We start from the raw sequence: 12,230 nt of genomic DNA, 5'->3' as shown, positions 1-12,230 counted from the left end.
TATGTGGTTGAATGTCGGATTATTCTTCTGAATGTCGAATTATTCATGCTCACCGTCGGATTATCCCGTCCAAAGTCGAAATATCCAGATGAACGTCGGATTCGCCGCCTAAATGGTTCAAGGACGTTCAATCACAACCTGGATCCTTTTTACTGAGGAAAGCATTGATTTCTCCGCCGACGATGATGATGAGCCCGGATAAGTAAAACCAGATCATCAGGACGATGATGCCTCCAAGGCTGCCATATGTAGCTGTATAGTTGCCGAAGTTCTCTACATAGTAAGAAAACAGCAACGAAACGAGTGCCCAGCCAGCCGTGGTGAAAATGGAACCTGGAAGGACCGTCAAACATTTCAACCGCTTGTTTGGCGCCAGCCAATACAACATGGTGAACACAATGAATAATACAATCGTACTGATCACCCAACGGAGGCTATTCCAAATCGACAAAAATTCCTCGGAAAGGCCCATTCCATCGAATAAGAAGATTCCAATCTGCTTTCCGAACACAGGAAGCAATAATGCGACAATAAAAACGAAAATCATCGCAAACGTGAGAAGAATCGACATTCCCCGGGAAATATAAAAGGGGCGGTTTTCTTTTACCCTATAAGCATGGTTAAAGGCTTTAATAATGGCATTCATCCCGTTAGAAGCCGACCAAATAGTCCCGATGACACCAAACGACAATAACGTGCCATTTGTTTGCATCACATCGCCCAAAGTATCCTCGATGATCGTCATGGAATCGTCAGGCGTGTAAGAACGTACCAGATTCAGAATATCCTCCTGAGTAAACGGCAGGTAGGCCAATAAAGTAAAAAGGAAAATAAGTAAGGGAAACAGGGAAAGTAAAAAGTAAAAGGATAGCTGGGCAGCAAGCCCCGTTACCTCATCTATCTGAAGTTGCTTGATAAACTTTCTATAGAAAGACCATTTCAGCCATTCCTTTTTATTGGCCATCCCTTCACCTCAATTCTAATTTAAAGGACTCCGTCTTTCTGAATCTTGTTTACCAGCCGTCGTGTGCATATCTTCCGAAGTAAAAGCTTCCTTCGTTTCCATGACGACATTGGCAACCTGTGAGGGAATATTCTTCATCTCCTCGACCCTTTTCGAAATGAAGGAGACGTCATTGGAAATCTTCTCGACAGTGGAACGGAATTCCGAAGATGTTTCCTGTACTTGCGTTAACAAGTTAGAAGGATTCTGAATCATTTCCTTCATGCATGTCAAACCATTTTTACTATTGGAGATCACCGTTTTTCTTGTGTTTTTATCAAAAAGACTTACCGCGGCACCGGCCAAAGCCCCAATCAAAACAGCTTGCATAAACTTACTTTTCTTTTCGTTCCTATATTCTTCTCGAACAGAACTCATATATTCTCCTCCTTGGCATATTTTAATTAATGTATATTTCCATTATACTATTTTACTACCTAGTTTTTTTATCTTTTCCCAAACCAGAGCGCTTTAAAACGTTTCCAAGCAGGAAGTCACAAGATATATCTGCATGAATTCCCATTGACTTATAAGGGCAATCATGCAAAGATAAAAATAATTTAGAAATGTGTGGAAGGATGATAGAATTGGATTTATCACAGAATACGGCAGAGAGCGTCGAGTACATGGTCGAAGCAATAAAGGACAAATTAAGAGTAATGAACTTTGGTGCGATAAAATCCACCCATTTCGATATCGAAATGTATGAAGAACTTCATGATATTTATACTTTGGTCATGAAGAAAACGAATTTCAGTGTCCGTGAAATGGAAGCCATTGCAGAAGAACTTGGAAAATTACGCAATAAATAAATCTTTGAAATCCTCCCTTCCTTGTGAGGATTTTTTTATTTTTTTGCTATACTTGAATAACAATACATAGTAACGATTTCAGATAGGAGCGATAAGTATGGTAGAAAGAAGAACACCCATCAAGCTGAGTGAAGCGCTAGATAAGATCATGAAACATGCATTGGAAGGACAAATGGAGATGGTCCCTCTTGAGGACTGCCACTACCGCTATTTGGCGCAGGATATTGTCGCCACAAATGATGTTCCCCACTTCAACCGCTCACCTTATGATGGATTTGCACTACGATCCGCGGATACAGCCGAAGGATCCCTAGATAATCCGCTGGAGTTCGAGGTCGTTGAAGAGTTGGCCGCCGGAATGGTCTCGACCATCCCTGTACAGAAAAACCAAGTGGCTCGGATCATGACCGGCGCCCAGATGCCAGCGGAATGTGACGCCGTCATCATGCTCGAACTAACGAAAGAATTCGAGAAAGATGGCAAGAAATATATCTCTTTCAAACGTTCCCTTAAGCAAGGCGAAAACGTATCCATTAAAGGGGAAGACGCGAAGAAAGGCGATATCCTAGTCAAAAAAGGCACGATGATCAATCCTGGCATCATCGGGTTGCTTGCTACTTTCGGGTATGCCGAAGTACCAGTTGCGAAGAAACCCGTCGTGGGCCTATTCGCGACTGGATCTGAACTGCTTGATGTCAATGAACCATTGCAACCAGGAAAAATAAGGAATAGTAACTCTCATGCCATCTCCGCCCAAATCCAAAGAGCAGGTGGGGAAGTCCGTTTCTACGGGAAGCTCAAGGACGAGTTTGACATGAGCTACGAGGCCATTTCCACAGCCTTGGAAGAAGTCGATCTCCTGATCACAACAGGCGGCGTGTCTGTCGGTGATTTTGACCTTCTTCCTGACATCTATAAGAAGCTTGGCGCTGATGTATTATTCAATAAAGTGGCCATGCGTCCAGGTAGCGTGACGACGGTAGCCGTTCACGGGAACAAGTTTTTATTCGGCTTATCCGGTAATCCATCCGCAAGCTATGTCGGTTTTGAATTGTTTGCCCGGCCAATCATCCGTACTATGCTGTTTTCCGATCAACCGCATTTACGGAAGGAACAAGCTGTACTGGCTGAAGATTTCCTGAAGGCCAACCCATTCTCCCGCCTGCTTCGTACGCGATTGTATTATGAAAACGGACAGCTTCGTGTCGTCCCGAGCGGCGTCGATAAATCGAATATCACCACAAGCCTTGCTGGGGCGAATTCGCTTACGGTCCTCCCTGGCGGAACACGCGGATTCAAAACGGGGGATAGCGTGGATGTCCTGCTTCTTGATGATCAAGAAGGATCCATCTGGCCTTGGTGAGACCGTTCCTATTTCAAATAGTCGGGTACCAAAACAGAGGGAAAACGACGTTCATTACCAAACTGATCCAAGAGCTTCGGATAGAAAATCTGGAGACGGCCGTCTTGAAGCATCATGGCCATGGTGGCAAGCCGGACAATACAGGTCAGAAAGATTCCACTAAGCACTTTCAGGCTGGAGCGGCCGCTTCACTCGTGGAAGGAGACGGTTCCATCGAGTTGCTTGGGAATTTCAAAGCTGGGGCCACGCTCCCGGATTTGCTTCACTTATTGGAGATCTTCCACCCCGACGTGATCTTGATTGAGGGATATAAGCAGGAGGACTTTCCAAAGGTCATCCTCGTTAAAGAGGAAGAGGACTTAACATTATTGAAGCAGCTTACCAATATTCAGGCCGTGATGGCTTGGCCCGCCTGCCTTGATCAAGCAAAAAGATTGGCAGAGGTTCCCGTGTTCCCACTGGATTACGAACATTTTGCTGAATGGTTCATCAAGCAGGTAAAAACACACGAATAAAGGCAAGAGGCACCCTTCCATGAAGGGTGCCTCTTGCCTTTATTGCTTATTGTTCCGTCAGAATTAGCGGGCCGTTCTTCGTGATGGCAATCGTGTGCTCGAATTGTGCCGAGTACTTCCCGTCGGCGGTCGAAGCCGTCCATCCATTCGGGTCTCGAGTAGCCTTATATGTACCTACGTTCACCATCGGTTCAATCGTGAAGACCATGCCTTCCTTAAGGCGCGGGCCTTTGTGCGGCAATCCATAATGAGGGACTTGCGGTTCTTCGTGTATGACATTCCCAATCCCGTGGCCGATAAAGTCACGGACGACAGAGAAACCTTCCGCCTCCACATAAGATTGGATGGCATGCCCAATGTCCCCAATACGATTACCAGCGATAGACACTTCAATCGCCCTATATAGGGATTCCTTCGTTACCTCCACTAAATGTTCCGTTTCTTTGGAAACCTTGCCGACTGTATATGTCCAGGCCGAATCCGAAAGTGCCCCATTATAATTCACGACCATATCAATCGTGACGATATCCCCGTTCTTCAATGGCTTTTTGCGAGGAAAACCATGACAGATCTCTTCGTTGATGCTTGCACATGTCGCGTATTCATATCCCTTGTAGCCCTTTTGTTCAGGCTTGGCGCCATGTTTCTTCAAGAATCCTTCCACGAATTCCTCGATTTCCCATGTCGTCACACCTGGTGCGATTAATTTTGCAATTTCCCTATGACAAGCAGCTAAAATCTTCCCTGATTCATGCATCGCTTGAATTTCACGTTCAGACTTTATTACGATCAATCGTTACACTTCCTTTTTTCATTCTTCTTTTATTTTACTGCAAAGATAGAAGTATATGAATCCAAAAACCTTATAAATAAAAAAATCCTGACGGCTGCCAGGATTTTTTTATTATTTTAATAACTTGAGTGATTCCCGATTGAATGCCGGAAGATCATCAGGCGTCCTGCTTGTAACAAGTTGATCGCCGCATACGACGACTTCTTCGTCCAAGTATGTTGCACCTGCATATTCCATATCAACCTTGATGGATGTATACCCTGTTGCATGGCGTCCTTCAAGGGCTTTAGCCGTAATTAACAGCTGTGGTCCATGACAGATGGCAAACACGGGTTTCTTGGCATCCATGAATGCCTTGGTAAACGTTACAAAGCGTTCGTCCGCCCGTAGAATGTCCGGTGAAAAGCCACCTGGGATAAGCAACGCATCAAAGTCTTCCGCTTTCACAGAATCTATGCTCTCATCGATTGTAATTTCAACGTCACCTTGTTTCCCTTTAACCGTTTTGCCTTTTTCCATCTCAATCTTCGTTACCGTGTGACCCGCTTCTTTAAAAGCTTTGACCGGTTCACTATACTCTGAATCCTCAACCATATCAGTTACTACACATGCTATTTTCTTACTCATAAAAAAATTCATCTCCTCAATTTTGATCGAATGAACTTACTTTATTTATATTCCCTGATTGGACAGGATTAAACACATAAATTGCCCTCTTCATAGAAGTCTCCCATGGTAGTCCCTATCGAATGCTTGCTTCTTAAAACTTGTTTTTACAAAAGCACCCCTTCAGTAGCATGTACTACTATAATCCTTTTAAATAAAGGCTGTTTTCGTAAACTTTATTGTTTTGGGTAAAGAATGGTATTCAACAATCGGGCCAGATTGTGGAGCAACAACTTTAAATAAAACTGAATATAAATGACATTCTAAAAAAATACTCAAACTACCTTATAGAATAATTGAAGAATAGGATTATACAATAAGGCAGTGGAGAAATTTATGAGGTGCTTTGGTTATAATCTTATTTTTGGCATGGGCCAAAACGAATAAAGATAAGCAATAATAGTGATTAATTTGCTCATGATGTAGAAGATAATGCTACTAATGTACCCTGAAAATTAGATTTTCACTCTAACTTTTGGGGTACATTAATAGTTAGGACATGCGTTAGGACATGTATTTGCTTTTGGTTTTTGATAAGTTTATTGTATTATTTTTTATTAAATGAACTAATAAGGCGAATAAAGGCAAGGCTGTTCCAATGAGTAAAGCTACTTCACTATTAAATTTATAGTAAGTATAACTTCCAATCCATGAACCAAAGGCTCCTCCCAAAAAGAAAATAGTCATATATAATCCATTAAGTCTGTTTCTTATTTCGGGATTCGAACCAAAGATAACTTTTTGACCTAATAATAAATTTCCTGATACCCCAATATCGATGCTAATTCCGGAGATAAGAATTAAAATTATACTCAATAGTGAATGATCTTGAACAAAAAATAATAGTAAGATAGATAATAGTACGAGCGCCATTGATACATTCGTCATTGTAAAAATATAACCTTTATCTGCTATTTTACCAATAGTAGGAGCTAACAAAGCTCCAGCTATTGCAACAAAGCCAATTAATGCAATTTCATTATTCGAAAAATTTAGTGGCTCAGACCTTAATAATATTGGCATTATCGTCCAATAGAGACTAAATGTTGCAAATAAACATGCGTGATAAAAAGCTCTTTGTTGTAAAGGAGATGTATTTATTAATAACTTCACCATAGAAGCGATTAAATATGGATATGACATGTTACTAGACGTTACTACCTCATAGTTGGGCAAAAATTTTATAATTAACAGTAATACGGCAACTAGCGTGATTAATGAAAAAAGAAATACCATTCTCCATCCGAACCAGTCAGCTATTCCGATAGATAAAGGGCGAGCAATCATAATCCCAATCAATAAACCACTCATCACTTTACCCACATATTTACCTGTCTCTTCAATGGGTACAATCCTCATTGTTAGTGGAACTAACATTTGAGCCGCACATGCTCCAATGCCAATTATGGTTGTTAATATTGTGAAAATAATTCCATTTGTCGAAATTAGCATACCAATTAATGAAATAATAGTAAGCCCGATAAGAATTCCTATTATTTTCTTACTTTTAAATAAGTCAGCCATTGGTACGATGAAAAATAAGCCCAATCCATACCCAATTTGTGTAAAGGTAGTGAGCAATCCAGATAAATCAGAAGAGATGTTCAGATCTTTTGCAATGAATTGTACAATTGGTTGTGCATAATAAATATTAGCAGCAAGTGAACCACAACTAATTGCCAAAATAAATATTAGAAAATTTATCTTCTTAGTCAATTTCATCATTCCTTTTGTTTATTATTTTTTGGTACGTTCGTTCCAAAAAGCTTAAAAAAGAAAGACTATAGGTCTTCAATAGTCTTATCCACTAAATTATAGGCTAGATTTTTTTCTTTTTTATACTTGGACATTAAATTAATACTATGATTTAAACTTAATAAAGAATATGCCACTAATTCAGAGTTTGCTTCTTGTGAAATTTCTCCATTGTCTTTTCCTTTTTCAATAACTTGCTTAAATACTTTTTCAAGTTCATTAAAATCATATATAAGTATTTTTTCTATGGAAGGATCAATGTGTCCAATAAGCAATGAAGAATTAGTTATAATACAACTTTTAGGAATGTCATCTGAATAGCATTTTTCAATATGTTGATAAAAAAAAGATTTAAGTGATACTTTAGTGTTTATTCCATTAAAAAGTAAATCTCTCTTTCGAGAGCCAAAGTTTTTATAATGCTCTAAAACGAGTTTAAATAGTTCATCTTTATCACCAAAACTAGTATAGAGAGTAGACCGACTTATTCCCATTGTTTCAATAAGATCTGAGATATATGTAGCGTCATAACCTTTTTCCCAAAATAAATACATAGCTTTATCTAAGGCATGTTCTTTGTTAAAACTAATATTTCTACCCAATTTATAACACCTCCGTTCATGTAGTTTAGTATAAAGATTTCGGAATGATGAGTCCAGAGAAATTTATCTTGAAATCAAGTCTTCCGTTAAAGGGCGCAATTGTGGAAGAAGGCCCACTTTTCTCCATAGCAACAACCTTTGAGAAAACAGCCTAAATAAAAAAAAAGATAAGAGTCCTGATCTCTTATCACATGTTGTCGTCTATAGTTGGTGCTTCGGGTACTTGCCCACCACATGAATCGCACTGATAATTCTCTTGTTGATCCATTTCCGGTTTTCTTCCGTATTCAACCTCTCGAATACGATTCTCCGCCCTTCATCCGTCGTTACATAATAAGTGGGAAGGGCGTTCAACGAAATGGTGATGATATCATTCTTGCATTTATTACATGGACAAAATGTTTGATAATCCGTACCGGCCATTAGTATCTGGACCCAAGCGACTACGATTTCTTCCATCACATTAGTAAATTCTCTTTCCATAAAAACTCCTTCGTAAAGAAAAACCTGTCCATTCCAGACAGGTTCTCACTCATTTATCGGGGTACGTGGAACGATCAAAATCTCAACCCGTCGATTTTTAGCCCGGCCTTGTGCCGTCTTATTGGATGCGACCGGCTTAAATTCCCCGTAGCCTTTAGCACTGAACATTTCAGGATCCAAGTTCGTATTCTCAAGAAGCAGCTTCATGAAGTTCACTGCACGCATGACGCTTAAATCCCAATTCGAATCATAGCGATACGTCTTGATGGGAACATTGTCGGTGTGGCCGCTTATGACAATGCCCCGAGGCAAGTCCATAACAAGCAGACTCGAAATCTCCTTGGCAATCCTGCGATCTTCAATTCTCACTTCCGATACTCCCGATTCGAACAGCACATTATCCCTGATGGAAATCAACATGCCTTCATCCGTAAGGTTCGTATCAAGCTCGTCCACTAAATCATTTTCCTGAATATAGGCATTAACCCGTTTCTGTACTTCCATAAGTTGTTGTTCCTCGCTCTTACCCTGCCCCTTCGTCCCTTTAATCCCTGTCATTTGTTCAGGGGACGTGGGATTATTACTGGGGGAGTCACTCGGGTATTCCATGAATCCCGTTCCGCTCGTGAACACTTGGTTAAACACATTGGACAATTGTTGGAATTTGACTGCATCCACCGAACTTGATGCAAATAGAACGATGAAAAGAGCCAGAAGCAGCGTCAATATATCCGCATAGGGGACCAACCAAGATTCATCAATATGTTCGTCATGCTTTTGTTTCTTTTTCCGCCTAGCCATCTTCTCTCACATCGCCTTCTAACCACTTTTTACGATCTCCAGCAGGCAAATAAGATGTTAGTTTTTGTTCAATCGTCCTTGGCGCTTCTCCTTCGATGATCGACAAAATCCCTTCAATCATCATTTCCTTGATGCGGACTTCCTGTTGCGATTTCCGTTTCAGCTTATTCGCAAAGGGATGCCATAACACATATCCTGTGTAAATCCCCATAAGGGTCGCAACGAAAGCGGCAGATATCGCATGCCCCAATGCCTCGCTATCAGCCATGTTACCCAATGCCGCAATCAGCCCGATAACAGCACCCAACACGCCAAGCGTCGGGGCATAGGTGCCTGCCTGGCTAAAGATGGCCGCTCCACTGTGGTGACGTTCTTCCATTGCCTCTATTTCTTCAGCCAATATATCTCGAATATAATCAGCACTCTGACCTTCCACTGCAAGGTTCAACCCATTTTTCAAAAAGGTGTTATCCACCTGATCCGATATGGTTTCCAAGGCCAATAACCCTTCTTTCCTGGCGATGACCGCCCATTCGGAAAAGGTTTTAATCAATTCTTCAGGCTTTGTCAGCTTTTGTTCAAGGAAAAGGATCTTCAATATTTTTGGCAATCTTTTCAATTCAGATAAAGGAAAAGCCGTTACAACCGCAGCCACTGTTCCCACAATGATAATCATGATAGCTGCCGGGTTAATCAGCGCCGTTACGCTTACGCCTTTCAGAACCATTCCCACTAAAATAGCCACTATACCAAGAACTATACCTACAACCGATGTTATATCCATCATACTCACCCATTCATATAAAATCTCGTCTGCTCCTTATATCGGATAAAGTTCGGAAAAAGTGAGGATTATTTTACTATTCCGATAGATTGAATGTAAAAATTCTATCTTTTTTCACAAAGTCTCCCTATATTCATCCTTATACAGCAACCATTCTATCGCATATTTCGCAATATAGGGACAATTTATGACAAAAAGGGAAGAAACGGTTATTTTAACCAGTCGTGTTTATCCCTTCCCTTTGGATGAGTTCACTTGTTTCTCCAAAGTTTAGGTACACATTTGATGCCCTCCGTTCCAATGACACTTCCTACCATCCCCATTATTACGCTGGCAGAAATAATTTTGACCGCGTAAAAAATCCCAGTACCCGTTATGAGATCGATGATTATAAAGTTTTTGATGGATGATCCTTTGATGCTATAGAATACAATTTGATGTTGTTTTTTTGTAGTCAACCAATCACATACTTTCATCTTTTTTTCTATAGGTATGATGAATAAGGATTGTCATATGCCCTTTCTGGAGCCGTAACAACAGCAAAAAGGCCACCCGTTGAGATTGGCGGCCTTCTCCACTCTATTCGTTTTTCATTAGGACCCTAGGAAACTACACGACCTTTACCTTCCCCCTTTTTTTCACTAAGTAGTAAGCCGTTATCAATGCTGTAATAGGAATCACAAGGGCTACACCCGTTCCCGCACAAAATATCGTGATCATTTCAGCACTGAATATTTTCGAATTGACGATTTCTCCAACAGAATAAGCTAAGTCCTTAAACCAGATAAGCAATGCCAGATAGCCACCGAAGAAAGCAAAGAACAATGTATTCGTACTGGTTCCCAAAATGTCCCTCCCAATGCTCATTCCAAATGTAAATAAATCTTTCCTGGTGCTGGATGGATGGTGGAGAAACATTTCCCGCATGGGAGACGAAATGGCCATGGCTGTGTCGATAATGGCGCCAATCGTACTCATGATAATGACTGAAACGCCTACCTTCAAAAAGTCCACACCTATATAAAGGGAAAAGATGCTAAGCTCTTCAATTTCTTCTTCACCAAACCCCTGGATCATCGCACGTTCCGTCACCACGACGATAAAAAAGAGGACGATGACAATCGTGATGATCGTAGAAACGAAGGCTGTCTTGGTCGTACTGTTTACTTCATTAATAAAGAACAACGTGATATAACTAATCACCGTACATGCAATCAATGTGACGATATACGGATCATTATGTGGATTTTTCATAAAGAAGATGGCAAAAAGCAACACACCAAAGTTCAAGAATAAAGCAAAAAATGAACGTGCTCCTTTTTTACCACCGATCGAGATCATCAAGATAAATAATATGCTTGCTAGTAATACCAATACATTCATGTTCTTCCCTTCCTTCGATTAACGAAATAGATCGAAATATATAAACCTATCGGAATCGTTAACACGATGCCAATCCCCCCGGCAAGGGCACGGGCCAATTCTAATGATAGGTTCATGGAAAGGGTGAATCCCAACGTGGAAGCATTCTTCAAATACAAAAGAATCACGGGGATGGAACCGCTTATGTAGGCAAAAAACAAAATATTCGTCATGGTTCCCATAATATCTTTCCCTATTTCCAATCCAGAGGCTTTCAGGGCTTTTACGGATATGTCATTATTCTTTTCATACAACCCAAAGATCGAAGAAGACATGGTAATCCCTATATCCATCACAGCTCCTAACGATCCGATAAACAAGCCTGCATAAAACACCATTTTATAAGGCCTGGTGAGAAATTGCATTTCTTCATATCGGAGGCCATTTTCTCCCGTTACCCACATAGCAAGATAGGTAATGAACAACGAGGAAAAAGTCCCTATGAGCGTCGCAATGATGGCTGCGTATGTCTTTTCATTAAAACCGTTAACGAGTAAGAGGGAAAGGACCGTAAATAGTATGATCGCTATGCCGCATATCCAGACCAAACTGATGCCTGATGTACTCATATAAAAGTCCAGGGCATAGGACAACAAAACGGCATTGACCACCAAACTTATAACGGAAAGCAGCCCCTGCTTTTTTCCAACAATCAGGAGGGTAAAAATAAACACCCATGCCACAATCACCACATATTTATCACGTTTGACATCTTTAATCGTTCCGGCTAATTCCGGGCCCTCTCCATCTTTTGCATCGATCGAAACGAATAAATCATTTCCAACTTTGTATTCTTGATCATAGGCACCAGATGAGGAATATTCATTCTTTAACGCGATAAGCTGTCCTTTTTCTTCTCCATTTTGCAATTGGGCTACGATACTCTGTGTAAATAGCCGATCTTCATTGAGATACATGTCATCCATTTCCGTTGTACTTTCCAGATTTGTCTTGATGACTTTGGCTATAGGGCCTTCGTAGAAAGAATAATTGTGAGTCACAAAGAAAACGGAAGCGACAAAACAAAGGGCAATGATGATGTACACCCAAACTTTCTTGTAACCGATTTTTTTAACTGTATTTGCGATAATGTTCAAAAAAAAACCTCCATATATCAGGTGGCCAAAAGGAAAGCTGGCGGCAGGTTTGGCTGACTACATCCTACCTTACCAGTATGTAATTTTTTTATCTTATCATGAACACATGACGTTTACGAAATTAAAACCAATGG

Annotated in this window: 14 protein-coding genes; 3 read left to right on the top strand and 11 right to left on the bottom strand. The window is 40.7% G+C overall.

Annotation, left to right across the window (positions count from 1 at the left end; translation table 11 throughout):
* Positions 1–127: 127 nt before the first annotated feature.
* Complete coding sequence (locus ACIQXQ_RS16590; RefSeq protein WP_402871780.1) at positions 128–964, bottom strand: YihY/virulence factor BrkB family protein; 837 nt, start codon at positions 962–964, stop codon at positions 128–130.
* 15 nt (positions 965–979) lie between these two features.
* A complete protein-coding gene (locus tag ACIQXQ_RS16585; protein WP_402958929.1) occupies positions 980–1,381 on the bottom strand; it encodes a YtxH domain-containing protein in 402 nt (133 codons plus the stop codon).
* 209 nt (positions 1,382–1,590) lie between these two features.
* On the opposite strand from ACIQXQ_RS16585, the gene ACIQXQ_RS16580 reads away from it, so the two are divergent.
* The 3 genes from ACIQXQ_RS16580 to mobB all read left to right on the top strand — a co-directional run bounded on the left by ACIQXQ_RS16580 (position 1,591) and on the right by mobB (position 3,693).
* Positions 1,591–1,815, top strand: a complete 225-nt coding sequence (locus ACIQXQ_RS16580) for a DUF1128 domain-containing protein (RefSeq protein ID WP_402871786.1) — start codon at positions 1,591–1,593, stop codon at positions 1,813–1,815.
* Positions 1,816–1,912: 97 nt separating this feature from the next.
* Positions 1,913–3,178: a molybdopterin molybdotransferase MoeA gene (locus ACIQXQ_RS16575; RefSeq protein ID WP_402958926.1), complete on the top strand. Its 1,266-nt coding sequence runs from the start codon at positions 1,913–1,915 to the stop codon at positions 3,176–3,178.
* On the top strand, positions 3,175–3,693 hold the full coding sequence (gene mobB / locus ACIQXQ_RS16570; protein WP_402959064.1) for a molybdopterin-guanine dinucleotide biosynthesis protein B: 519 nt from the start codon (positions 3,175–3,177) through the stop codon (positions 3,691–3,693). Before ACIQXQ_RS16575 ends, mobB begins: the two co-directional genes overlap by 4 nt.
* Before the next feature lie 46 nt (positions 3,694–3,739).
* On the opposite strand, the gene map is transcribed toward mobB, so the two are convergent.
* From map to ACIQXQ_RS16525, 9 genes are all read right to left on the bottom strand, one after another.
* Entirely contained in the window at positions 3,740–4,486 is a 747-nt protein-coding gene (gene map / locus ACIQXQ_RS16565) for a type I methionyl aminopeptidase (protein WP_402958924.1), read from the bottom strand.
* A gap of 111 nt (positions 4,487–4,597) precedes the next feature.
* Positions 4,598–5,113, bottom strand: a complete 516-nt coding sequence (locus ACIQXQ_RS16560; RefSeq protein ID WP_402958921.1) for a type 1 glutamine amidotransferase domain-containing protein — start codon at positions 5,111–5,113, stop codon at positions 4,598–4,600.
* Between the two features lie 543 nt (positions 5,114–5,656).
* Entirely contained in the window at positions 5,657–6,877 is a 1,221-nt protein-coding gene (locus ACIQXQ_RS16555; RefSeq protein ID WP_402958919.1) for an MFS transporter, read from the bottom strand.
* A gap of 56 nt (positions 6,878–6,933) precedes the next feature.
* The gene (locus tag ACIQXQ_RS16550) at positions 6,934–7,509 is read right to left on the bottom strand and encodes a TetR/AcrR family transcriptional regulator (RefSeq protein WP_402958917.1); all 576 of its coding nucleotides are present in this window, start codon (positions 7,507–7,509) and stop codon (positions 6,934–6,936) included.
* A gap of 201 nt (positions 7,510–7,710) precedes the next feature.
* Complete coding sequence (locus ACIQXQ_RS16545) at positions 7,711–7,992, bottom strand: late competence development ComFB family protein (RefSeq protein WP_402871797.1); 282 nt, start codon at positions 7,990–7,992, stop codon at positions 7,711–7,713.
* A gap of 45 nt (positions 7,993–8,037) precedes the next feature.
* Positions 8,038–8,793, bottom strand: a complete 756-nt coding sequence (gene motB / locus ACIQXQ_RS16540) for a flagellar motor protein MotB (RefSeq protein ID WP_402958915.1) — start codon at positions 8,791–8,793, stop codon at positions 8,038–8,040.
* Complete coding sequence (gene motA / locus ACIQXQ_RS16535) at positions 8,786–9,577, bottom strand: flagellar motor stator protein MotA (protein WP_402871803.1); 792 nt, start codon at positions 9,575–9,577, stop codon at positions 8,786–8,788. Before motA ends, motB begins: the two co-directional genes overlap by 8 nt.
* A gap of 609 nt (positions 9,578–10,186) precedes the next feature.
* Positions 10,187–10,960, bottom strand: a complete 774-nt coding sequence (locus ACIQXQ_RS16530; protein ID WP_402958913.1) for a YibE/F family protein — start codon at positions 10,958–10,960, stop codon at positions 10,187–10,189.
* Positions 10,957–12,096: a YibE/F family protein gene (locus tag ACIQXQ_RS16525; protein ID WP_402958911.1), complete on the bottom strand. Its 1,140-nt coding sequence runs from the start codon at positions 12,094–12,096 to the stop codon at positions 10,957–10,959. Before ACIQXQ_RS16525 ends, ACIQXQ_RS16530 begins: the two co-directional genes overlap by 4 nt.
* Positions 12,097–12,230 lie beyond the last annotated feature (134 nt).

Origin of the sequence: Peribacillus sp. NPDC097198 (assembly GCF_044762055.1) — a bacterium.
In the GTDB taxonomy this organism is placed as follows: domain Bacteria; phylum Bacillota; class Bacilli; order Bacillales; family DSM-1321; genus Peribacillus.
This window is presented reverse-complemented; position numbering and strand designations above follow the sequence as displayed.

Coding starts and splice junctions, on each gene's coding strand:
- ACIQXQ_RS16590 (WP_402871780.1), bottom strand. CDS start 964: ATGGCCAATAAAAAGGAATGGCTGAAATGGTCTTTCTATAGAAAGTTT.
- ACIQXQ_RS16585 (WP_402958929.1), bottom strand. CDS start 1,381: ATGAGTTCTGTTCGAGAAGAATATAGGAACGAAAAGAAAAGTAAGTTT.
- ACIQXQ_RS16575 (WP_402958926.1), top strand. CDS start 1,913: ATGGTAGAAAGAAGAACACCCATCAAGCTGAGTGAAGCGCTAGATAAG.
- ACIQXQ_RS16560 (WP_402958921.1), bottom strand. CDS start 5,113: ATGAGTAAGAAAATAGCATGTGTAGTAACTGATATGGTTGAGGATTCA.
- ACIQXQ_RS16555 (WP_402958919.1), bottom strand. CDS start 6,877: ATGATGAAATTGACTAAGAAGATAAATTTTCTAATATTTATTTTGGCA.
- ACIQXQ_RS16545 (WP_402871797.1), bottom strand. CDS start 7,992: ATGGAAAGAGAATTTACTAATGTGATGGAAGAAATCGTAGTCGCTTGG.
- motB (WP_402958915.1), bottom strand. CDS start 8,793: ATGGCTAGGCGGAAAAAGAAACAAAAGCATGACGAACATATTGATGAA.
- motA (WP_402871803.1), bottom strand. CDS start 9,577: ATGGATATAACATCGGTTGTAGGTATAGTTCTTGGTATAGTGGCTATT.
- ACIQXQ_RS16530 (WP_402958913.1), bottom strand. CDS start 10,960: ATGAATGTATTGGTATTACTAGCAAGCATATTATTTATCTTGATGATC.